General features: G+C 71.0%; 16 protein-coding genes. 7 read left to right on the top strand and 9 right to left on the bottom strand.

Annotated features, from left to right (window positions below; all coding sequences use genetic code 11):
* Positions 1-88 precede the first annotated feature (88 nt).
* Positions 89-2,038: an AfsR/SARP family transcriptional regulator gene (locus A4R43_RS21060; RefSeq protein ID WP_113693905.1), complete on the top strand. Its 1,950-nt coding sequence runs from the start codon at positions 89-91 to the stop codon at positions 2,036-2,038.
* On the opposite strand, the gene A4R43_RS21055 is transcribed toward A4R43_RS21060, so the two are convergent.
* A complete protein-coding gene (locus tag A4R43_RS21055; protein WP_113693904.1) occupies positions 2,035-2,508 on the bottom strand; it encodes a sigma factor-like helix-turn-helix DNA-binding protein in 474 nt (157 codons plus the stop codon). The two genes, A4R43_RS21060 and A4R43_RS21055, sit on opposite strands and share 4 nt — an antisense overlap.
* Positions 2,509-2,583: 75 nt before the next feature.
* Positions 2,584-3,525 carry a CE1 family esterase gene (locus A4R43_RS21050; RefSeq protein ID WP_113693903.1) on the bottom strand — a complete coding sequence of 314 codons (942 nt, stop codon included), beginning with the start codon at positions 3,523-3,525 and terminating at the stop codon, positions 2,584-2,586.
* 154 nt (positions 3,526-3,679) lie between these two features.
* Between A4R43_RS21050 and A4R43_RS21045 the strand changes: the two genes are divergently transcribed.
* A complete protein-coding gene (locus tag A4R43_RS21045; RefSeq protein WP_113693902.1) occupies positions 3,680-4,075 on the top strand; it encodes a hypothetical protein in 396 nt (131 codons plus the stop codon).
* Positions 4,076-4,079: 4 nt separating this feature from the next.
* Here the strand turns inward: A4R43_RS21045 and A4R43_RS21040 are convergent, their stop codons facing one another.
* Both A4R43_RS21040 and A4R43_RS21035 read right to left on the bottom strand, forming a co-directional pair.
* Positions 4,080-4,538 carry a MarR family winged helix-turn-helix transcriptional regulator gene (locus A4R43_RS21040; RefSeq protein WP_113693901.1) on the bottom strand — a complete coding sequence of 153 codons (459 nt, stop codon included), beginning with the start codon at positions 4,536-4,538 and terminating at the stop codon, positions 4,080-4,082.
* 10 nt (positions 4,539-4,548) lie between these two features.
* The gene (locus A4R43_RS21035; RefSeq protein ID WP_113693900.1) at positions 4,549-5,397 is read right to left on the bottom strand and encodes an SAM-dependent methyltransferase; all 849 of its coding nucleotides are present in this window, start codon (positions 5,395-5,397) and stop codon (positions 4,549-4,551) included.
* A gap of 84 nt (positions 5,398-5,481) precedes the next feature.
* Here A4R43_RS21035 and A4R43_RS21030 point away from each other — a divergent pair, with 84 nt between their 5' ends.
* Positions 5,482-6,918, top strand: a complete 1,437-nt coding sequence (locus tag A4R43_RS21030) for an amino acid permease (protein WP_162788531.1) — start codon at positions 5,482-5,484, stop codon at positions 6,916-6,918.
* Positions 6,919-7,019: 101 nt separating this feature from the next.
* On the opposite strand, the gene A4R43_RS21025 is transcribed toward A4R43_RS21030, so the two are convergent.
* Complete coding sequence (locus tag A4R43_RS21025) at positions 7,020-7,616, bottom strand: dihydrofolate reductase family protein (RefSeq protein WP_113693899.1); 597 nt, start codon at positions 7,614-7,616, stop codon at positions 7,020-7,022.
* 113 nt (positions 7,617-7,729) lie between these two features.
* Here A4R43_RS21025 and A4R43_RS21020 point away from each other — a divergent pair, with 113 nt between their 5' ends.
* The 3 genes from A4R43_RS21020 (at position 7,730) to A4R43_RS21010 (ending at position 15,299) form a co-directional block, all read left to right on the top strand.
* A complete protein-coding gene (locus tag A4R43_RS21020; protein WP_113693898.1) occupies positions 7,730-10,408 on the top strand; it encodes an ATP-binding protein in 2,679 nt (892 codons plus the stop codon).
* 196 nt (positions 10,409-10,604) lie between these two features.
* Positions 10,605-13,841, top strand: coding sequence for a tetratricopeptide repeat protein (locus A4R43_RS21015; protein WP_236809164.1), 3,237 nt, complete (start codon positions 10,605-10,607; stop codon positions 13,839-13,841).
* A gap of 12 nt (positions 13,842-13,853) precedes the next feature.
* Positions 13,854-15,299 (top strand): phenylacetate--CoA ligase family protein, encoded by a 1,446-nt coding sequence (locus tag A4R43_RS21010; RefSeq protein WP_113693897.1) that lies wholly within the window; start codon positions 13,854-13,856, stop codon positions 15,297-15,299.
* Positions 15,300-15,504: 205 nt separating this feature from the next.
* Here A4R43_RS21010 and A4R43_RS21005 read toward each other — a convergent pair whose 3' ends face one another.
* Complete coding sequence (locus tag A4R43_RS21005) at positions 15,505-15,918, bottom strand: SsgA family sporulation/cell division regulator (protein WP_113693896.1); 414 nt, start codon at positions 15,916-15,918, stop codon at positions 15,505-15,507.
* A gap of 242 nt (positions 15,919-16,160) precedes the next feature.
* On the opposite strand from A4R43_RS21005, the gene A4R43_RS21000 reads away from it, so the two are divergent.
* Complete coding sequence (locus A4R43_RS21000) at positions 16,161-16,742, top strand: dihydrofolate reductase family protein (protein WP_162788530.1); 582 nt, start codon at positions 16,161-16,163, stop codon at positions 16,740-16,742.
* Here the strand turns inward: A4R43_RS21000 and A4R43_RS20995 are convergent.
* Genes A4R43_RS20995 through A4R43_RS20985 form a run of 3 tightly spaced genes read right to left on the bottom strand, consistent with a single transcriptional unit; the run spans position 16,691 to position 20,466 of the window.
* On the bottom strand, positions 16,691-17,347 hold the full coding sequence (locus A4R43_RS20995) for a PIG-L deacetylase family protein (RefSeq protein ID WP_113693894.1): 657 nt from the start codon (positions 17,345-17,347) through the stop codon (positions 16,691-16,693). The genes A4R43_RS21000 and A4R43_RS20995 overlap by 52 nt on opposite strands.
* Positions 17,348-17,365: 18 nt before the next feature.
* Positions 17,366-19,222: an ArnT family glycosyltransferase gene (locus A4R43_RS20990; RefSeq protein WP_113693893.1), complete on the bottom strand. Its 1,857-nt coding sequence runs from the start codon at positions 19,220-19,222 to the stop codon at positions 17,366-17,368.
* Positions 19,219-20,466 carry a bifunctional glycosyltransferase family 2/GtrA family protein gene (locus A4R43_RS20985; protein ID WP_113693892.1) on the bottom strand — a complete coding sequence of 416 codons (1,248 nt, stop codon included), beginning with the start codon at positions 20,464-20,466 and terminating at the stop codon, positions 19,219-19,221. The genes A4R43_RS20990 and A4R43_RS20985 overlap by 4 nt, the downstream gene beginning before the upstream one ends.
* Between the last annotated feature and the right edge of the window lie 91 nt (positions 20,467-20,557).

Here is a 20,557-nt window from a genome sequence, read left to right as displayed (position 1 = left end):
TGCTGGCTCGCGGCAACTCGTTAGTTTTTGGCCGAAGTGACACTCGAACCTGATACCGTCACACCGTCAGTCGGCCTGGGGGTTGTGCATGACGGTGTATCGGGTGCTCGGTCCGCTCCTGGTCGAGCGGAACGGCGGCGAACTGCGACTCGGCCGTCCGCAGGCGCGCCGGTTGTGTGCGCTCCTGCTGGCCGAGGCCAACCAGGTGGTCTCCGTGGACCGCATCGCCGAGGCGTTGTGGGGCGCGGTGCCGCCGACCAGTTATCGCGTGCAGATCCAGGGGCTCGTCTCGCAGCTGCGCCGGGCGCTGCGTGACCCGGACGACCCGATCGCCACGGTGGGCCACGGCTACCGGCTGACTGTCGCATCAGGACAGTCTGATGTGGACATGTTCGCCGAAGCCGTTCGGGCCGGTCGCGAGCTGCTCGCCGAAGGCAAGCTGGAAGCGGGCGTGCGGCGCCTACGCGAGGGGCTGGCGTTGTGGCGCGGCCCGGTGCTCGGCGACGTCCGGCTCGACGCGGTCACCGAATTCGTTGCCTGCTGGGAAGAACGGCGGCTCACCGCGCTCGAAGAATGCATTGACGCGCAACTGCGGATCGGCGCCGACGAGGATCTGAGCACCGAACTGCGTGAACTGATCACCGCGCACCCGTTCCGCGAACGGTTCTGCGGTCAGTTGATGACCGCACTGGCGAACCGTGGCCGCGCCGCCGAGGCGCTGGCGGTTTACCAGCGGTGGCGCGGGAAACTGGTCGAGGAACTGGGCGTCGAGCCGTCGGCGTCGCTGCGGGAGATCCAGGTCGGCATTCTCCGCGCCGAGGACCGGGACCTGCGGCTCGCCCCCGCGTCGCGGCTGCTGCTGACCCGGCTGGCGGCGTTGCCGATGCCCGATTTCTCCGCCTGGATGGCCGCCGCGGTGGTCGACGGAGACCCCGCCGAAGCCGAAGTGCTGGTGCGTGCACTGGACGAACGCCAGCTCGTCCGGGCAAGCGGGCGGCGGTACCGGCTGCACGACCTGGTGCGCTCGTCCGTGCCGGAAATCGTTGGCGCGGAACGAGATTCCGCCTTGGAGCGGGTGTTCGGCGGCCTGCTGTGGCTGACCGAGCGAGCTGCCGAACGGCTGCCCGGCAGCGTGCTGCGGCCCGAGCCCGGCGGCGCGAAGCGGTGGCCGGTGGCCATTCCGGCCCCTGCCGACCCGCTGGCCTGGTTCGAAGCCGAGCAGCAGGCGATCGAGGACGCCGTCGGTCACGCGGCCGACGCCGGTTTTGCCGAACTGGCCTGGGAACTCGCCACCACCGCGGCCGCCTACTTCGACTACCGCGGGCTCTACCAGGAATGGGCCCGCTGCCACCGCCGCGCGCTCGCGACCGTGCGCGCCGCGGGCGATCGGCGTGGGGAAGCCGCGCTGCTGCGCGGAATCGGCCAACTCCACATCTACTGGGACGAATACGACGACGCGGTGGTGGCGCTGACCGAGTCGTACCGGATCAGCACGGCGCGCGGCGACCGGCCCGGCATGGCCCGCGCGCTGACCGGCCTCGGTGTGGTCTCGCGGGTGCTGTGGCGGCCGGAGCAGGCGCACGCCAGGACCGTGCGCGCGCTGGAGCTGTTCGTCGAATGCGGTGACCGGCTCGGCGCCGCCCACACGCACACCTCGATCGCCGCGATCTGCCTCGACCTCGGCCGGCTCGCTGACGCCGAATCGGCGCTCGAACAGGCCAGGCGGCTGTGTGCCGACCTCGGCGACGATCACCGGATGGCGCTGGTGCTGCGGCGGTCCGGGCAGCTCCACCTGCGCCGCGGTGATCCGGAACGTGCGCTGGCCAGCCTGTACCAGGCGCTCGAACGACTGGAGTCCCTGCGAGACGACCAGTGCGCCGCGCAGGTCCGGCTCGACATCGGCCGCGCCTACCGCGTGCTCGGCGAGTGCCAGGACGCCGCGCGCCTGTTCCGCGCGGCGTCGTCGCGGTTCACCAGGGTCGGCAACCGCAGCAGCGCGGCGGCCTGCGTGCTGGAGATCGACCGCATTCGGGCTTAACCACGTAAGTGCTTCATCGCGCGGTGCTGGATCTGCCGCACCGCGCTCAGCGTGCTGCCCATCGCCTCGGCGGTTTGCTCGGCGCTGAGGCCGACCGCCACGCGGAGCACCACGACCTCCCGCTCGATCTCCGGCAGTTCCCGGACGAACGCGCCGAGCCCGTCACCGGCACCGACCGCCTCACCGACGCGCTGGTGGGCGATCTCGTAGACGAACGCGCGGAACGAGCCGTCGTCCCGGCGGGTGGGCAGGGCGGTCAGCACCGAGATGCAGACCTCCTGCGCCACTTCGTCCGCCGGGCCGAAACCGTCCCCGTGCTTGCCGATGCGGGCTCGGCAGTACCGGACCACCGACGGCCGGACGGCCGCGATCAGCCGGTCGATCGCGGCCGGGTCACCGGCGACGGCGTCGGCGACCGCCGCGCCACAGGTCTCCGAGGGGTGGACGCAGAGCTTCTCCGCTGTCTCCATGCGAGAGGAACCCGGAATGGGTTACCCCATGACGGCGAAGTTGCCAATTCGAAATATGGTCAGCGAAATTCTCGGTTAGCGCAGCCGCTGACCTTGGAAAAAGCGCCAGATGACCGGTGTCGCGTCCATGACCGTCGGCGTCGCGGAGTCGTTGTTCGGCTTGGTGCTGGGCCAAACGTGGCCCGCGCCGTCGATGCGGTAATGCTGGAGATTGCTCCGTTCGGCGCAGCCGAGCCATTTCCGCACGGTCACTTCCGGCTGCGGTGAATAGGTCACCGGATGTGCGAAACAACCGTTGCGCGCCGCCCATTTTCCGAGCCAGTCGGGAATGGCGGGCAGGCCCTTCGCCGGATTTCCGGCATAGGGAATGGTGGCGTCCGCGGTGCCGTGGAAGGCGAGGATCGGCGCGGGCCTGCTGGGCGAACAGTCGCCGCCCTGCGGGTAGTACGCGCCCGCGACCGGCGCGAACGCGGCGATGCGGCCGGGCAGGCGGCAGGCCAGCACCCCGGCGAAACCGCCACCGTTGGACTTGCCGGTGGCGTAGACCCGCCGCGCGTCCACGCACAACTGCGACTGCAGCTTCGTCAGCAGGTCGCTGGTGAACAACACGTCGTCGACGTCGGCGGAGTACGGCGCCCCGGTCCAGGCCGATTCGCCGTCCGTGCCGGGCACGCCCTGCGGGTAGACGGCGATGGTGTTCAGCCCGGAGAACTCCGAAAGCTCCTCCTGCCACCGCGACGTGCGCTTGTGCCCGTGGAAGGACAGCACCACCGAGGTGGGCCGGTCCGGCTGGTAGTTCGACGGCACGTGGAGGGTGTATTCCCTGGTCAGCCCGCCGGAGACGAGGGTCTGCGCGCCGGTGGTGCCCGGGGTGACCGGCGGGGCGTGACCGCAGCCGGTGGTGGGCAGCGGCCGGTCGGGCACCCCGGGACGCGCGGCGGCCGGGGCGGCCAGCAGGACGGGCAGCACCGCCGCGGCCGCCAGCAGCAGCCGTGCGGAACGTAGTGGTCGGAGCACGTGATCCTCCTTGATCAACGGGCCGAATGCCGGTCAAGGATCACCGCGGTGGTGACCGTGGTCACGTTTTCGTTCATTGTGTTCACCCTCCGGGGTTTCGCCCGGCCGGGTTCCGGGTACAGGTAACCAGCCCAGTAGCCGGGAGGAGCCGACGTTGACCACGCCGAGGCCTGACCAGATCCTGAACGCGAGGATGTCACTGACCGGCGGCCCGGAGAGCGCGTCCTGGGCGCGCAGCCAGGTGCGCCTGATGCTCGACGGGACCAGCCCCGAGTCGGTGCACCGCACCCTGCTCGTGGTGGACGAGCTGATCCGGGACGCCGAACGCCACCGCGAGCGCGTGACCGAAATCCGCATCGCACTGAACCGGGAAGCCGTGCGCCTGCACCTCGAACTGGACGCTGCCGCGACCGGCGGTGTGCCGCTGCCCGCCACCCCCGAGGAGATCGCCGACGGCAGGCTGCTGCTGGAGCAGGTGCCGATGGACTGGGGTGTGCGCACCGCCGGCGGCATCCGCACGGTGTGGGTCGTGCTGGAACTTTCCCGTTAGAGCGTCACGAGCGGCCTTCGGCGGTCGCTTCCCGCTCGTAGGTCTCCAGCGTTTCGACGAAGAGCCGCCGCTGTTCCGGGGTGAGCGGCTCCAGCGCCTTCCGCCAGGCCTTCGCGCCCGCGGAAAGCCACGCGTCCACCGCGTCGCGGTGCTGCTCGGCGATGCTCACGATGGTGCGCCGCCGGTCCTGCTCGTCCTCGCGGCGTTCCAGCACACCCTGACGGCTCAGGTCGCCGACCATCAGGCTGACCGTGGCGGGCGCGACCTGGAGCAGGCGCGCCAGTTCGTTCACCGTCATCGGCCCGTCGAACAGCAGGTAGGCCAGCAGCGACAGGTGCCGCGGGGCGAGTGAGAACGAACGCAGCTGCTCCGGGATCGGGATGCGCTTGACCCGCCCGGCCATGCGCGGCATGAGCAGCAGCAGCGTCCGGATGCCCTCGTCGACGCTCAGCCCCTCGCTCATGGGGCCGATCCTAGGGTTTGCGGCCGAGCCCGGCGAAGGCGCTGCTGGTGGCGGGCTGGGCGAGGAAGTCCTGGGTGGCTTCGGAGGCGCGTTCTTCCGGCCGCCATTCCGGGATCCAGGTGATGCCCGGCTCGACCAGTTCGAAGCCGTCGAAGAAGCGGGTGAACTCCTCGCGGGAACGCAGGTGCAGCGGCGTGGCCGAGTTGCGGTACTGGCGCCGGACCTCGGCGCGTTCCTCCTCGCCCTCGGCCGGGACGCCATCGACGGTCATGTGCGAGGACAGGAAATACGAACCCGACGGCAGCAGGTCCCGGTACTGGGCGATGATCTCGTTCGGGCCGTCCTCCGGGCTGACGAAGTACAGCACGTTCACCATGATCAGCCCGATCGGCTCCTTCGGGTTCAGCACGCCGGTGCCCATCGCGCGTTCCCAGATGTCCTCCGGGTCACGTAGGTCGGCCTGGATCACCGCGTGCCGCCGCAGATCGCCTTCGCGTTCCAGCAGCACCTGCGAATGCGCCACCGCGACCGGCTCGTTGTCCACGTAGACGCAGCGGCTGGCCGGGTTCACCGAGTCGGCGATCTCGTGCACGTTGCCCACGGTCGGCACGCCGGAGCCGAGGTCGAGGAACTGCGTGATGCCCTGGCGCGCCAGGTAGTGCACACCACGCCCGAGGAACTCGCGGCCGACCTTGGCCATCGACCGCACCATCGGGAACGCGGCCACCGCCTTCGCGCCGAACTCCCGGTCGATCGCCCAGTTCGCGGTGCCGCCGAGGAACCAGTCGTAGATCCGGGCCGGATTGGGGCGGTCGAGATCAACGCCGTCGGGTACGAACTCGGGATCGTGGTCGGACATGAGTTCTCCTCGCCTTCGCCTGCGCACACCGTAGCGGGTGGGCGTTGCGCTGCGGGAAGAGATCGGACCTCATACGGTGCCCGCATGGGAATCATGCGCACCATGGACGTCGACACGGTGCTGAAGCGGCAGGAAACCGGTGACCTCAAACGCCGTCTGCGCGGCCGTGACCTGGTCGGTTTCGGGGTCGGCATCATCATCGGCACCGGCATCTTCACCCTCGCCGGGGTCGAGGCGAAAACCCACGCCGGCCCCGCGGTGACGCTGTCCTTCGTGATCGGCGCCGTGGTCGCCGGGCTGGCCGCGCTCTGCTACGCCGAGCTGGCGTCGAGCGTGCCGACCGCCGGGAGCGCGTACACCTACGCCTTCGCCACGCTCGGCGAGGTGTTCGCCTGGATCATCGGCTGGGACCTGCTGCTGGAGTTCGCGCTCGGCGCGGCGGTGGTTTCGCGTGGCTGGTCCGGGTACCTGGCGAACCTGCTCGGGCTGCCGCCGCAGTGGTTCGGCGAGGAGGCCACGATCAACGTCGGCGCGGTGCTGATCATCGGCGTGCTGACCGTGGTGGCGGTGGCCGGGATCAAGCAGTCGGCGTTGTTCACCAACGCGCTCGTGGTGGTGAAGGTGGCGGTGTGCCTGCTGATCCTCGGGATCGGCGTGTTCTTCGTGAAGAGTTCGAACCTGACGCCGTTCATCCCGCCGTCGCGACCGGCTGGCGAGGACGCCGACGTGCTGCACCAGCCGGTGGTGGAGGCCGGACTGGGGCTGGAGCAGTCGGCCTTCGGCATCGCCGGTGTGCTCACCGCGGCGGCGATCGTTTTCTTCGCGTACACCGGTTTCGAGGCGCTGGCGAACCTCGGCGAGGAGACCCGGAACCCGCGCAAGGACCTGCGGGTCGGCATTCTCGGCGCGCTCGGCATCTGCGCGCTGCTCTACATCGGGGTTTCGCTGGTGCTGACCGGCATGGTGCCGTTCACCGAGATCGACGAGGGCGCGCCACTGGCCGACGCGTTCGATTCGGTGGGCATGCACTGGATCAGCGCGCTGATCTCACTCGGCGCGGTCACCGGGCTGACGTCGGTGATGATGGTGGAACTGGTGACCATCGGGCGGATCGGCTTCGCCATGGGGCGGGACGGGTTGCTGCCGAAGAAACTGGGCACGGTGCACCCGCGCTGGGGCACGCCGCACCGGGTGACCATCATCGGCGCGGTGCTGATCGCGCTGCTGGCCGCGTTCGTGCCGATCACCGAACTGTCCGACATGGTCAGCATCGGCGCGCTGTCCGCGATGATCATCGTGGCGATCGCGGTGCCGGTGCTGCGGCGCAAACGCCCCGACCTGCAGCGGCCGTTCACCGTGCCGTTCTCGCCGGTGCTACCGGTGGTGGCGGCGCTGGCCTGCCTGTACCTGATGCTGAACCTGGACGTGCTGACCTGGCTGCGGTTCGCCGCTTGGCTGGCTTTGGGCCTGCTGATCTACTTCCTGTACGGACGCCGCCACTCGCGCCTGCGGGAGTCGTGACCTGGCCGGTCCGATGTCACGAATGTGGCTTTCGAGACGTTTGACGTCTCGAAAGCCACATTCGTGACGTTCGTGTCCAAAGGGGACCGGCCCCCCGGGCGTCAGGGGCGTTCGTAGGTGAGGACGACGGCGCCGGTCGGCAGGGTGCACACCCCGCCAAGACGCCACGTCGAGTAGGGCGGGTTGCCTTCGAACAGCCGCAGCCCGCCGCCCAGCAACGCGGGCACGATGGTGATGCGCAGTTCGTCGAGCAGGTCGGCGGCGACCAGTGCCCGGATGATGCTGGCGCTGTTCAGCACCAGGATGTCCCGGCCGGGCGCGGCCTTCAGCTCGCGCACCTCCGTCTCCAGGTCCTGCTTCGCCACGCGGGCGTTCTGCCAGTCCGCCTTCTCCAGCGTCGTCGAGAACACCACCTTCTCCACGGTGTCCAGCCAGGTCGCCAGGTCGCGGTCGCGCGGGGAGGCGTCCGGGCTGTGCACCACCGAAGGCCAGAAACCGTGGAAGCCCTCGTAGTTGGTGCGGCCCATGATCGCGGTGTCGGCACCGCGCCAGACGCCCTCGAAGTAGGTGGCGCTCTGCTCGTGCGACGCGTGGTCCTGCAGGAACGCCATCCCGCCCATGCCGTCGTCCGGCGAACCGGCGCTGTAGCCGTCGATCGAGACGTGGACCTGGGCGACGACCTTGCGGGAGTGGGACATCGGAAGCTCCGTTCGTTCGTTGTCGATGTCCAGAAGTCTGGCCGCCCCGCGCCCCCGCGGAATCCGTCTCGGTATCAGTAATTCGCGCGACCGGCATAGGTAGGGTCACCGGCATGCTGAGGGGCCGTCGCGCGGAGCAGGAGGCGATCGCCGCGCTGCTCGCCGGCGCGCGCGACGGGATCAGCGGTGCCCTCGTGCTCCGCGGTGAACCCGGCATCGGCAAGACCAGCCTGCTCGACCACGCCGCCGCGACCGCCGGTGACCTCCGGGTGCTGCGGGGCGTCGGCATCGAATCCGAGGCCGAGCTGCCGTTCGCCGGGCTGCACCTGCTGCTGCGTCCGGTGCTGGACCGCCTCGACGCGCTGCCCGAACTCCAGCGCCGGGCCCTCGAAGGCGCGTTCGGCCTCGGTAACAGCGGCGACGGCGACCGGTTCCTGATCGGCGCCGGCGTGCTCACCCTGCTCGCCGAACAGGGCCCGCTGCTCTGCCTGGTGGACGACGCGCAGTGGCTCGACCAGGCCTCCGCCGGCGCGCTGCTGTTCGCCGCCCGGCGGCTGGACCGCGAGGGCGTGGTGCTGCTGTTCGCCGCGCGGGACTACGCCGACGCCTTCGCCGCGACCGGCCTGCCCGAACTCCACCTCGACGGGCTGGACCAGGAGAGCTCGTCGGCGCTGCTGGACGACACCGGCGCCGACCTGCCCGCCGGGCTCCGCGAGCGGCTGGTCGCCGAGACCCGCGGGAATCCGCTGGCCCTGCGCGAACTCCCGGCCGTGGTCTCGGTGACCGATGCCGGTCCGATGCCGCTGACCAACCGCGTGCTCGACGCCTTCTGGCACCAGGTCCGCTCGCTGCCCGCACCGACCAGGACCCTGTTGCTGCTCGCCGCCGCCGACCAGACCGGCGAGCTGAAAACCCTGCTGCGTGCGGCCGGTGAGCTGGGTGCCGGGCTCGCCGATCTCGAACCCGCCGAGGAACGCGGGCTCGTCACGCTCACCGCGGGCACGCTGACCTTCCGGCATCCGCTGATCCGCGCGGCGGTCTACCACGGCGCGGCGGCCAGCAGCCGGATGTCCGTCCACAGTGCACTCGCCGCCGAGCACCACGACCCCGACCTGCGGGCCTGGCACCTGGCCGCGGCCGCCACCGGACCCGACGACCAGGTCGCCGCCGAACTCGAGCACGCGGCGGACCGGGCCGTCGCCCGCGGTGGGCACGCCGCCGCGGCGACCACCTACGAACGCGCCGCGAGCCTCAGCGAGCAGTCCGCCGAGTCGGCGCGCCGCCTGCTCCTCGCCTGCGAGGCGGCCACCCACGCGGGGCGCCTGGACTGGGCGAACACGCTGGCCGAGACCTTCACGCAGCCGGGCGACCCGGCCATGCGGGTGCGCGTGATCCAGGTGCGCGCGAGCGCCGCCTTCGCCAGGGGCGACCTGCACCAGGCACACCAGTTGCTGATCGACGGTGCGAGCCTGGCCGGTGATCCCGTGCAGGCGTTCTGGATGCTGGTGCGCGCGCTGCACGCCGCCTGGGCCGCGCCGACGGACGTGCGAATGCTCGCCGAACCGCTCGACCGCTTCGACCAGGTCGGTCTCGCCCCGGACCACCCGCTGATGTCGATGGCCTGGCTTGCCCGCTGGGGCACGGCGATGGTGCTCGACCGCGACACCAGCGCCTTCCCACCGCTCGACGACGTGCTGGCCAGGGCGCGGTCCGCGGCGGCCGAGACGGGCCCGCGCGGCATGACCGAGGTGGCCAGCCGCGCGCTGGTCGCGGCCCGCGACGAGGAGTCCGCCGAGATCGCGGCCGAGCTGATCGCCGACGCCCGCGCGAAGGGTGTGCTCATCGCGCTGCCCGCCGCGCTCGGGCATCTCACGCTGGTGCAGGTGCTGCTCGGCAGGCATCGCGAAGCGCGCGTCACCGGCGCCGAATGCCTGCGCATCGCCGCCGACACCGGCCAGCCGCTGTGGGCCGGGTACACCGCGGGCGCGCTCGCGTACCTGGCCGCGGTCGAGGGCGACGAGCGGGATTGCCGCCACTACGCCGAGCTGACCGCCGACGAGGCCGCGTCCTCCGGGGACACCTGGGCGCAGGTCGCGCTCGCCCTGCTCGACCTGGGCCACGGCCGGGTCCAGGACGCCTTCGACCGGCTGCGCGTGGTCACCGGCGGGCCGTCGCGTCACCTGTCCGGGGTGGTCCGCTGCGTGCCGGACCTGGTGGAGGCCGCGGTCCGGCTGGGCAGGCCACGCGACGCCGCCGCCTCGCTGGAGTTGTTCGCGACCTGGGCGGACACTATGGACCGGTCGTGGATCCACGCGTTGCTGGCGCGGTGCCGGGCGCTCACCACCGCCGACGCCGAACCGCACTTCGTCTGGGCGCTGGAGCTGCACCCGCACGACTCGCGGCCGTTCGATCGGGCGCGCACCGAACTGCTCTACGGCGAGTGGCTGCGCCGGGCGCGGCGCAAGAGCAAGGCCCGCGACCACCTGAGCACCGCGTCACGCATGTTCGAGGAACTCGGCTCGGCGCCGTGGGCCGCTCGCGCGCGGGCCGAACTCGGGGCGACCGGCGCCGGGGTGACCAGGACGGCGGCGTCGGGCCGGGGCACCGAGCTGACCCCGCAGGAACTGCAGATCAGCCAGCTCGCCGCGCAGGGACTGGCCAACCGGGACATCGCCGCCCAGCTGTACCTGAGCCCGCGGACGGTGGCCTACCACCTGTACAAGGCCTACCCGAAGCTCGGCGTCGCCTCGCGCGGTGAGCTGGCGGCCGTGCTGTCTCAGGAGTTGCCTTAGGGCACCCGCCGTACCCCACGCGGCGGGTGCCCTGAAGACCTGTCTCACCGTAGTGACCAGGGGTGGACGGTCACCTGTACTCGGCACTGTACCCGGCGACCCCGGTTTGACCAGCGAAAATGTCCCTGTGGTGCATTTGGCGGTGGCTGCCGGGCGGCATCTTCGCCAAGCTGGACGGGCAGGTTGGGAGGTGCCGGTGGACAACAGGCTGCGAGCCAGGCGGCTGCTGGCCGGGCTGACCCAGGCGCAGCTGGCCGAACGCGCCGGGGTCAGCCTGCGCGCGGTCCGCAACGCCGAACGCGGGCACGTGCGCAGTTCCCGCGCCGAGACGCTGCGGCGGCTGCTGGCCGTGCTCACCGAGGAGGACCCGCCGCTGCGCATCCGGGTGCTCGGGCCATTGTCGGTGCACCTGGCGGGCGAGCCGGTCGAACTGGGCGCCGAGAAGCAGCGCCGGTTGCTCGCGCTGCTCGCGATCCAGCCGAACCGGGCGGTGCGGCGCGAAGAGATCGTCGACGTGCTGTGGGGCACCGAGCCGCCGTCGTCGTGCCTGGACCTGGTGCACACCTACGTCGCCCGGTTGCGCAAGGTGCTGGAACCGCGCCGGGTGCGGCAGGAACCGGCTCGTGTGATCACCACGGTCAACGGCGGATACCTGTTGTCCGCCACCGAAGAACAGCTGGACCTCCTGCAGTTCGAAGCCGCCGTGAAGCGGGCGGAGGAAGCCGAGGACCCGGTGACGGCGGAACCGCACTGGGTCGAGGCGCTCGGTGCCTGGCGTGGTCCCGTACTGGCCGGAATGGACGGTTTCCGGCACCACCCGGTCCGCCACGCGCTCACCGCGCGCCGCGCGGACGCCGTGCTCGCCTACGCCGAAGTCGTTGGTGCGCAAGGAAAACACGGCGACGCCGTACCGCACCTGCGCGCGCTGACCGCCGCCGAACCACTGCACGAGACCGCACACGCGCGGCTGATGCTCTCCCTCGCCGGTGCCGGTCAGCAGGCGGCCGCGCTGGAGTTGTTCGACGAGATCCGCCGGCGGCTCGCCGACGAGCTGGGCATCGAGCCGGGGCCAGAACTGCGCCGGGCGCACACCCGCGTGCTGCGGCCGGAGGCCCCGGACGGCGAGCGGCCGCGTCCGGCCCAGCTGCCCGCCGACGTCAGCGGGTTCACCGGCCGTGCCGACGAACTCGCTGCGCTGAACCACCTGCTGCCCGGTGAAGGCACCGACGTGCGGATCGCCGTGCTGTCCGGTACCGCCGGGGTGGGCAAAACCGCGGTCGCCGTGCGCTGGGCACACCGGTCGCGCGATCGGTTCCCCGACGGGCAGCTGTACCTCGACCTGCGGGGCTACGGGCCGGACCGCCCGGTCGAACCCGGGGACGCGCTGTCCGGTTTCCTGCGTGCGCTCGGCGTCGCCGGTTCGGCGGTCCCGGCGGAAGAGGACCAGCGTGCGGCGTTGTTCCGCACCGAACTGGCCGACCGCCACCTGCTGCTGATCCTGGACAACGCGGGCTCGGCCGAGCAGGTCCGGCCGTTGCTGCCGGGTTCGGCGTCCTGCTCGGTGCTGGTGACCAGCCGCGAGACGCTGCCCGCGCTGATCGCCCGGCACGGCGCGCACCGCGTGGTGCTCGACCTGCTCACGGCCGAGGACTCGATGGAGTTGTTGCGCACGCTGCTCGGGGACCGCGTCGCGGCGGAACCCGTGCCCGCGGAGGCGCTGGCCGAGTACTGCGTGCGGTTGCCGCTGGCGTTGCGGCTGGTCGCCGAGCTGGCGCTGGCCAGGCCGGAGGTGTCGCTGGCCGAGCTGGCCACGGAACTGGCCGACGAGCGGCGGCGGCTGGACCTGCTCGGCGGTGGTGGTGATCCGCGTACCGCGGTCCGTGCGGTGTTCTCGTGGTCCTACCGGCACCTGCCCGCCGACGCCGCGCGGTTGTTCCGGCTGTGGGGCCTGCATCCCGGCCGCACGCTGACCCCCGACGCGGCCGCCGCGCTCGCCGATCTCGACCTGGCCGAGGCGCGTCGGCTGATCGACGTGCTGGTCCGCGCGCACCTCGCCGAGGAACTGCGGCCCGGCCGGTACCAGCTGCACGACCTGCTGCGGGTCTACGCCGCCGAACTGGCCGAGGACGACCGCGACGCGCTGACCCGGTTGTTCGACCACTACACCGCCGCGGCGGCGGTCGCGATGGACCTGGTTTCCCCGCAGGAGAAGCATTTGCGGCCGGAAGCACCGCCGACCCCGGTGCCGGGCTGGCGACCGGTGAACGCCCAGGAGTGGCTGGAGGCCGAACGCGCCAACCTGCTCGCCGTCGCCTCGCACGCCACACGGCACGGCTGGCCGGAGCACGTCCGGCTGCTGTCCGGGATCCTCTGGAAGTACCTGGACCTCGGCGGGTACCACGAAGACGCGCTGATGCTGCACACGCACGCGTCGGCCTTCGCCGAAGCCGGGGAGCGCACGGACCCGCTGACGCTCATCGGCCTCGGGTACTGGCGGGTCGGGCGGTCGAAGGAAGCGCTGAGCTACCTGGAAGAAGCGCTCGCCGCGGCCAGGGAAAGCGGCAACCGCAACACCGAAAGCTACGTGCTGAACACGCTCGGGCTGGTGTGCCGGGCGCTCGGCCGCTTCGCCGACGCGCTGGCGTACCTGGAGCAGGCGCTCGAACTGGCCAGGGAAACCGAGGACCGGACCAGCGAAGGACTGGTGCTGGTGGTGCTGGGCGCGGCGTGCCGCGGCATGGGCCGGTACCGCGACGCCGTGCGTTACCTGGAACTCGCGCTCGTGGCCGCCCGCGAGACGGGGGACCGCACGAGCGAGGGCTATGTCTGCGTCAACCTCGGTGATGTGCTTTCGGCACAGGGAAAGCACGAGCAGGCGGTGTCCTCTTTGGAGGATGGACTGGCGTTGTTCGCGGAAACCGGCACACGTACCAGCGAGGGGTACGCGCTGGGCATTCTCGGTGGTGCGCTGCGCTGCCTCGGCCGGTACGAGGAGGCGCTTGAGCGGCTGGACCAAGCGCTGGCGGTGTCACGCGAGACCGGCGGGCGGATCAACGAGGGCGTGGCGCTCAAGCACCGCGGTGACGTCCATCGGGACCTCGGCCACCACGACGACGCGGCGAGTTGCCTCGGTGAGGCCTTGGCGATCGCACGTGAGTGCGCTGATCGCGGGGTGGAGTCGCGGGTGCTCAACTCGCTGGGCTCGCTGGCCCTCGCCCGCGGGGAAGCCGCCGAAGCCGCCCGGTTCTTCCGCGACGCGCTGGAAATCGCGGTCGAGACCGGCTGCGTCGGCGACCAGGCCGCCGCGCACCACGGCCTGGGGGAGGCCACCGGCGAGCGTGAGCACTGGGAACACGCGCTCGCGCGGTACGCGGAAATGGGCGTGCCCGAGGCCGACGAGGTCAGGGCCCGGCTCCGTCCGGTCCGCGTCTGACACGATGCGAGCATGGACCTGGAGCGACCGCGCCGCGTGACGCGGGCCTTGGAGCGTTTCTTCACCGGTGAGCCGCCCGCGATGGACCCGGTGGCCCTGTTCCACGACGTGGCCAATTCGGTGCCCGCGTACCGGAAGTTCCTCGGCGAGCACGGCATCGACCCGGCCACCATCACTTCGCGCCAGGACTTCGCACGCCTGCCGATGCTGGACAAGGCCGGTTACCACCAGCGGTACCCGCTGCCGGAGCTGTGCCGCGGCGGCAGGCTCGAGGACCTGGACATGATCGCGGTGTCGTCCGGTTCGAGCGGCACGCCGACCATCTGGCCGCGGTCACTGGCCGACGAACTGGAGATCACCCGGCGGTTCGAGCAGGTGTTCCGCGGCTTCGGCGCGGACTCGCGGCGCACGCTGGCGGTGGTCTGCTTCCCGCTGGGCACCTGGGTCGGCGGCCTATTCAGCACGGCCTGCGTGCGGCACCTCGCGGCCAAGGGCTTCCCGGTGACGGTGGTGGCGCCGGGCAACAACAAGGCGGAGATCCTGCGGGTGCTGCCGGACCTGGCGCCGCACTTCGAGCAGGTGGTGCTGCTGGGTTATCCGCCGTTCCTCCGGGATGTGGTGGACAGCGGCGAGGGCTGGGCGCGGTACTCGGTGAAGCTGGTGCTCGCGGGTGAGGTGTTCAGCGAGGAATGGCGTGACCTGATGGCCGAGCGCGCGGGCATGGCCGATCCGGTGCGCGACTCGGTTTCGCTGTACGGCACCGCCGACGCCGGGGTGCTGGGCAACGAAACCCCGCTTTCGGTGGCCATCCGCCGGTTCCTGGCCGGACGGCCGGACCTGGCCAGGGAGGTCTTCGGCGCCGACCGGCTGCCCACGCTGGTGCAGTACGACCCGGCGAGCCGGTACTTCGAGGTGGCCGACGGCACGCTGCTGTTCACCGGCGACAACGGCATCCCGCTGGTCCGCTACCACATCGCCGACGAGGGCGGCCTGCTCCCGCACGACGAGCTGCTGGAGTTCTGCGCGCGGCACGGATTTTCGCCGCCGGAAGGGGAGGAACTGCCGTTTGTCTACGTTTTCGGCCGCTCGCTGTTCACCGTGTCCTTCTTCGGCGCCAACGTGTATCCGGAGAACGTGACGGTCGGGCTCGAACAGCCGGGGATCAGCGAGTGGGTCACCGGCAAGTTCGTGCTGGAAGCGGTCGAGGACGAACGGCTGGACCGGCGCCTGCGGGTGACCGTGGAACTGGCGCCGGGCCGGGACGGCGACCCGGCCGTGGTCGCCGAGTCGATCCGGGCGCAGCTGGTGCGGTTGAACAGCGAGTTCGCGCACTACGTGCCCGAGGACCGGCAACTGCCCGAAGTGGACCTTCGGCCATCGGGTGACCCGGAGTACTTCCCGGTCGGCGTGAAGCACCGCTACACCCGCGGCTCAACGCCCTCGCGGCCCTCGAAGTAGAAGAGTCGATAGTGGAGAGTGGCGGACTCGCGGTCGGCGCCGATGTCACGAATGTGGCTTTCGAGACGCCTGACGTCTCGAATGTGGCTTTCGTGACAGGGGGCCGGACCGCTCCGGTCCATTGTGGTCAGGCAACTGTGGTCGTGCAGGACGCAGGCTGCAACTGTCGCTTTTACCGCCCGCGTCACGGGGTGGCTCGGCCAGCTCAGCTGAGCGAGCTCAGCTTCTCCAGCTCGTGGTCGAAGTCGAACCACTGGTGCTCGGAACCGGCCGGGATCTTCTCGTAGGTGCGGTCGAGGAAGGCCGCGATCTCCGCCGACGGCGCTTCCATCACGGCTTCGCCGTCCGGCGTGATCAGCTCGAACACCACGTACTCGGGGTCCGTGGCCGGGCTGATCCGCAGGTCACCGAGGCCGGCCGGGGCGAGCAGCCCGTCGGCGAGCAGGTCGCGGGCGCACATCCAGCGCACGTCGCCGCGTCCGGTCTGGAAGGTGACCGCGACCGCGTACGGGTCGCTGGTGTCGTACGACAGCTCCGCGGGCAGCGGCGCCGGGCCCGCCGCGAAGGTGCGCAGACCGAAGACGATCTTCGCGCGGGTGGTGTCCTGGTAGTCGGGCATCGCCGTGGTTCCTTCCGTCCGTTCGCCGGCTCTCCCTATAGAGAACGCGCGAGCACGCAGTGTGGAACATGAAACCACTTCGCTTCATCCCAAAGGAGGAGTGCCAGCGGGATCTCGGTCACCCGTCTGCGGGAACGGGCTGTGACCCGGGTTACTTCGAAGAATTTTCCGGCGGTCTGTCGATCCGCGCGCGGCCCGCTCGACGCAGGGGCAAGCGCACCGAGAAACAAGGAGCCAAGCAGATGGGCAAGATCGTCAACGCCACGTACCTGACCCTCGACGGTGACATCAGCAACATGCAGGACTGGCACATGGACTACTTCGGCGAGGAGGCCAACCGGGCCGCCGACGCGCAGCAGCGCGCCGCCGACGCGGTGATCATGGGCCGCGAAACCTACGAGAGCTTCGCCGAAGTCTGGCCGTCGGTGACCGAAGAGGACGGTTCGCCCGCCCGCCTGAACCTGATGAAGAAGTACGTGGTCTCGACCACGCTGACCGAGCCGAAGTGGCAGAACACCGAGGTGATCAGCGAGCACGTGGCCGAGCGCATCCGCGAGCTCAAGGAGTCGGGCACGAACCTGCTGCAGTACGGCTTCGGCCAGGTGACCCGGCTGATGCTGGACCACGGCCTGCTCGACGAGGTGCGGTTCTGGCTGCACCCGGTGCTGTCCGGCAAGGCCGCGCCCGGTGAGCTGCTCTACCGCGACGGCCAGCAGTACAAGTTCGGCTTCAACGGCGTCGAGGTGCACGAAACCGGGCTGCTCATCCTCAGCTACACCCCGAGCACCGGCAGCAACGCCTTCGACACCACGAACGCCTCGTAGTAACGCGGTACGCCGTTCTCCACCGCGCCGGCTTGCCGCGCCCACCACCGGGCGCGGTCCAGCACGGTCTCGCGGTGCATGAAGCCCTTGTCCGCTTCGGACTTGTAGCAGGCCAGGGCCTTCAGCTTCAGGTCGATGTGCGCGGTGATGTCGGTGAACAGCTGCGGGGTGAACGAGTCCGCCTGCCCCGGCGGCTCACCCTGCAGGACCAGCCCGACGTGCGCGGCCCGGTGGGCGACCGTGGTCGCCACCGTGCCGACCACCTGGTGGTCCTGGTGCTCACGCGGGCCGGGGTAGTGGGTCAGCACGACGGACGGCCGCACCCGGCGGATGTGCTGCTCGATCCGGTCGAACACCACGCGCCCGGCGGTCAGCGAGCCGTCCTCGAAGTCCTCCACCACCAGCTCGGCGCCGAGCACCGCGGCGGCCAGCCTCGCCTCCTTCGGGCGGAGGTAGGACTGTTCGACGTCGCTGTTGGCGCCGTCGGTGAGCGAGAGCACCGACAACGCGTAACCGCGGGCACGCAGCGCCGCGAAGGTGCCGAAACAGGCCAGTTCGGCATCGTCGGGATGGGCGAACACCGCCAGCGCGACCGGCTTGCTCATGGATCCTCCCTGGGTGCCTCAGCCGCAGCTGAACAACTTCTGGGCGGGCTGGCCGCCGTAGGCCGCGGGGTCGACCGGCACGCACCGCTGGTCCAGCCAGGCGGCGCGCTCCTGCTGGGCGGGCGCGCTCGGCCCCTGCCCGAGGCTGCTCAGCACGAACCGCAGCCTGCCCCGGTCCACCCAGTCCGCGAGCTGCGCGACCGAGGGCGCCGGGTCGGCACCGGCGTAGCCGCCGAGCCCGACCACGGTCTCGTCGGTGTGGATGAGGAACGGCGAGGTGGCCGTCGAACCGCGTTCCACCGCCAGCACGATTTCCGCGCCGCCGCCGTTTTCCTTGGCGTAGGCCAGGATCCGCCGGTTCTCCGGGCTGAGGTCCGCGGTGAGCAGGCCACCGAAGCCGCCGGGGCTGCCCTTGAGCTTGGCGAAGAGCTCGCTGAGCGGACCCGCCGACGGCAGCACGCCGATCCGGTTGCCGTCCAGCGCGGTTCCGGCCGACCACACCGCGGGCGCGAGCACCACCGCGGCCAGGCCGAGGCCCAGCGCGGGCTTGCGCAGCTCGGGTCGTTGCTTCGCGGCGACCAGCGCGACCACGGCCGCCGCCGCGACGACCACCACGGCCCAGCGCAGCCACCCGTGCCACGCGAGGTTGCGGGAGATCACCACCCACGCCCAGGCCGCGGTTCCGGCCACGGCCAGCGGCAGCAGCACCCACGCGGCCGTGTCACCGCGGTATTTCCGCCACAGCAGCACAAATCCGGCGGCGCACAACGCGGCCACGGCCGGCGCGAGCATGGTCGAGGTGTACGGGTGCAGCACGCCCTGCGCGAAGCTGAACAGGAGTCCGGCCAGCAGCAGCCAGCTGCCCCACAACACCCAGCCCGCGCGCCACTCGCGTCCGGCGCGGCGGAACCCGAGCACGGCGAGCACCAGCGCGAGCAGCGCCAGCGGCAGCAGCCACGAGATCTGCCCGCCACCGGCCGCCCCGAACATGCGCGTGATGCCGGAAGCCCCACCGGCCACGCCGACGTTGCCACCGCCGGGCTGCGCGGCGACCGCGGCACCGCCCTCCGCGCCGAACAACCGCCCGAACCCGTTGTAACCGAAGATCAGGTCCATCGCGGTGCCGTCGGCGGTGCTGGCCATGTACGGCTTTTCCCCAGGCCACCAGTCACGCAGCGCGGGCCACCAGAACGACGCCACGAACAACACCAGCCCGGCGGCGAGCAGGTCGAGCAGCTTGCGCCGGACCGGGCCGGTCGCCCCGACCAGGAACGCCGCGGCCATGCCGGGCACCACGATCCACGCCTGCAGCATCTTCGTGGTGAACGCGCAGCCGACGAAAAAAGCCGACCACAGCAGCCATCCGGTGTGCCGCCCGGTTTCGATGGCACGCGTGAGCGCGTACGCGGCGGCGACCAGCAGCAGCACCAGCAGCGTGTCCGGCAGGTTCACCTGGTTCACCGCGACGGTGATCGGGGTGAGTGCGAGCAGCAGCGCGGCCAGCAGCGCGGCCGGTTCACCGGCCCAGCGGCGCACGGTCCGGTGCAGCAGGAACACCGCGGCGGCCCCGGTGAGCACCTGCGGCAGCAGGACGGCCCAGCCGTGGTAACCGAAGAGCCACACCGAGACCACCTGCGGCCACAACGACATCGGCGGCTTGTCCACCGACACCGCGCCCGCCGGGTCGTAGGCGCCGAAGAGGAAGTTGGTGAAGCCGGACGACATCGCCTTCACGCCCGCGCTGTAGTACGTGTTGCCCCAGCTGCCCGAGGTGAAGCCCCAGGCGTAGAGCAGCGCGGCGAGCAGGCAGATCCCGGTCAGCGCCCAGACCGGCCAGCGGGTGCGCGTGGTTTCGCCGGTGGCCAGCGCGGTCATTCGACGGCCTCCTTCCGGCGGAAGACCCAGTTGCGCAGCAACAGGAACCGCCCGGTGGTGCCGAGAACCGACGACACCAGCAGCACGGCCAGCTCCAGCGCGCGCGAGGCGTCCGGGGCCAGCCAGTGCAACAGCAGCAACGCGCCCGAGGTGAACCCGTAGTACAGCGCGAACACGATGATCCCCTGGAAATGCACCCGCCCGGTGGAATGCCGCCGCCCGGCGAAGGTGTAGCGGCGATTCGCCTCGGTGTTGAACAACGTGGTCAGCACCAGTGCCGCCAAATTGGCGAGCAGCAGCGGCAGCCATTCCCGGAAAATCGCGTACAGGGTCAGCGTCGCGACCGTGGAAATGGCGCCGACAATGGCGAACGAGAGCAATTGCCAGGAAAGCGCGCCGGTGTTCCCGCCGAGCACCGGGTCGGGGTGGATCGGCTTCGGGTCGGGCCGCCGCGGCAGCTCGGCCACGCGGGCGGTGCCGCGTGCCTTGGCCCTGGCCACCCTGATCAGCCCGCGGATGTCGTGCCAGGCGGTGCTGGTCACCTCCACCCTGGTGTCCACGTCCTCGATCCAGTCCACCGGCACTTCGTGCACACGCAGGCCGTTGTGCTCGGCGAGCAGCAGCAGCTCGGTGTCGAAGAACCAGCCGTCGTCGTGCACGTGGTGCAGCAGCGGCCGGATGATGTCGGCGCGCGCGGCCTTGAACCCGCACTGCGCGTCGCGGAACCGGGCGCCGTGCGTCAGCCGGATCAACGCGTTGTAGGAGCGGGAGATGAACTCGCGCTGCAGGCCGCGGATGGTCCGCGAGCCGGGCGCGTGGCGTGAGCCGATCGCGATGTCCGAGTGGCCGTTCGCCAGCGGGGCGACCAGTGGCAGGAGCGCGTCGAGCCCGGTGGACAGGTCGGCGTCCATGTACACCACCACGTCCGCGTCGCTGGCGCCCCAGGCCTCGCGCAGCGCGCGGCCGCGGCCCGCCACGTCGAGGTGCCGCACGCGGACGCGTTCGTCGTTGTGCGCCAAGGCGTTGGCCACTTCGAGCGTGCCGTCCTCGCTGCCGTTGTCCATCACCGTGATGGTCCAGTCGTACGGGAAGTTCTCGCGGAGGTAGGCGCGCAGCACTTCGACCGTGCCGGTGAGCGCGCGTTCCTCGTTGTACACGGGCACCACGATGTCCACCGTAGTGGTGCTCAGTGAAATGGGTGCGGCAGCGGCCGGAATCGTCGTCGCATCGGGAGTTCTGGGCATCGCCTCTCGTTTCCTTCCAAGGAGGTCGAAATGCGTGCTGGGTGAAACGGCCCGTGAATTACTGTGCCAGCCGGGTAGCGCGTCCCCAACC

Origin of the sequence: Amycolatopsis albispora, assembly GCF_003312875.1 — a bacterium.
GTDB classification, from domain to species: Bacteria; Actinomycetota; Actinomycetes; order Mycobacteriales; family Pseudonocardiaceae; genus Amycolatopsis; species Amycolatopsis albispora.
Note: the sequence above shows the minus strand (reverse complement) of the source record. Positions and strands in the feature narration are given on the sequence as shown.

Coding starts and splice junctions, on each gene's coding strand:
- A4R43_RS21060 (WP_113693905.1), top strand. CDS start 89: ATGACGGTGTATCGGGTGCTCGGTCCGCTCCTGGTCGAGCGGAACGGC.
- A4R43_RS21055 (WP_113693904.1), bottom strand. CDS start 2,508: ATGGAGACAGCGGAGAAGCTCTGCGTCCACCCCTCGGAGACCTGTGGC.
- A4R43_RS21040 (WP_113693901.1), bottom strand. CDS start 4,538: ATGAGCGAGGGGCTGAGCGTCGACGAGGGCATCCGGACGCTGCTGCTG.
- A4R43_RS21035 (WP_113693900.1), bottom strand. CDS start 5,397: ATGTCCGACCACGATCCCGAGTTCGTACCCGACGGCGTTGATCTCGAC.
- A4R43_RS21030 (WP_162788531.1), top strand. CDS start 5,482: ATGGGAATCATGCGCACCATGGACGTCGACACGGTGCTGAAGCGGCAG.
- A4R43_RS21025 (WP_113693899.1), bottom strand. CDS start 7,616: ATGTCCCACTCCCGCAAGGTCGTCGCCCAGGTCCACGTCTCGATCGAC.
- A4R43_RS21020 (WP_113693898.1), top strand. CDS start 7,730: ATGCTGAGGGGCCGTCGCGCGGAGCAGGAGGCGATCGCCGCGCTGCTC.
- A4R43_RS21010 (WP_113693897.1), top strand. CDS start 13,854: ATGGACCTGGAGCGACCGCGCCGCGTGACGCGGGCCTTGGAGCGTTTC.
- A4R43_RS21005 (WP_113693896.1), bottom strand. CDS start 15,918: ATGCCCGACTACCAGGACACCACCCGCGCGAAGATCGTCTTCGGTCTG.
- A4R43_RS21000 (WP_162788530.1), top strand. CDS start 16,161: ATGGGCAAGATCGTCAACGCCACGTACCTGACCCTCGACGGTGACATC.
- A4R43_RS20995 (WP_113693894.1), bottom strand. CDS start 17,347: ATGAGCAAGCCGGTCGCGCTGGCGGTGTTCGCCCATCCCGACGATGCC.
- A4R43_RS20990 (WP_113693893.1), bottom strand. CDS start 19,222: ATGACCGCGCTGGCCACCGGCGAAACCACGCGCACCCGCTGGCCGGTC.
- A4R43_RS20985 (WP_113693892.1), bottom strand. CDS start 20,466: ATGCCCAGAACTCCCGATGCGACGACGATTCCGGCCGCTGCCGCACCC.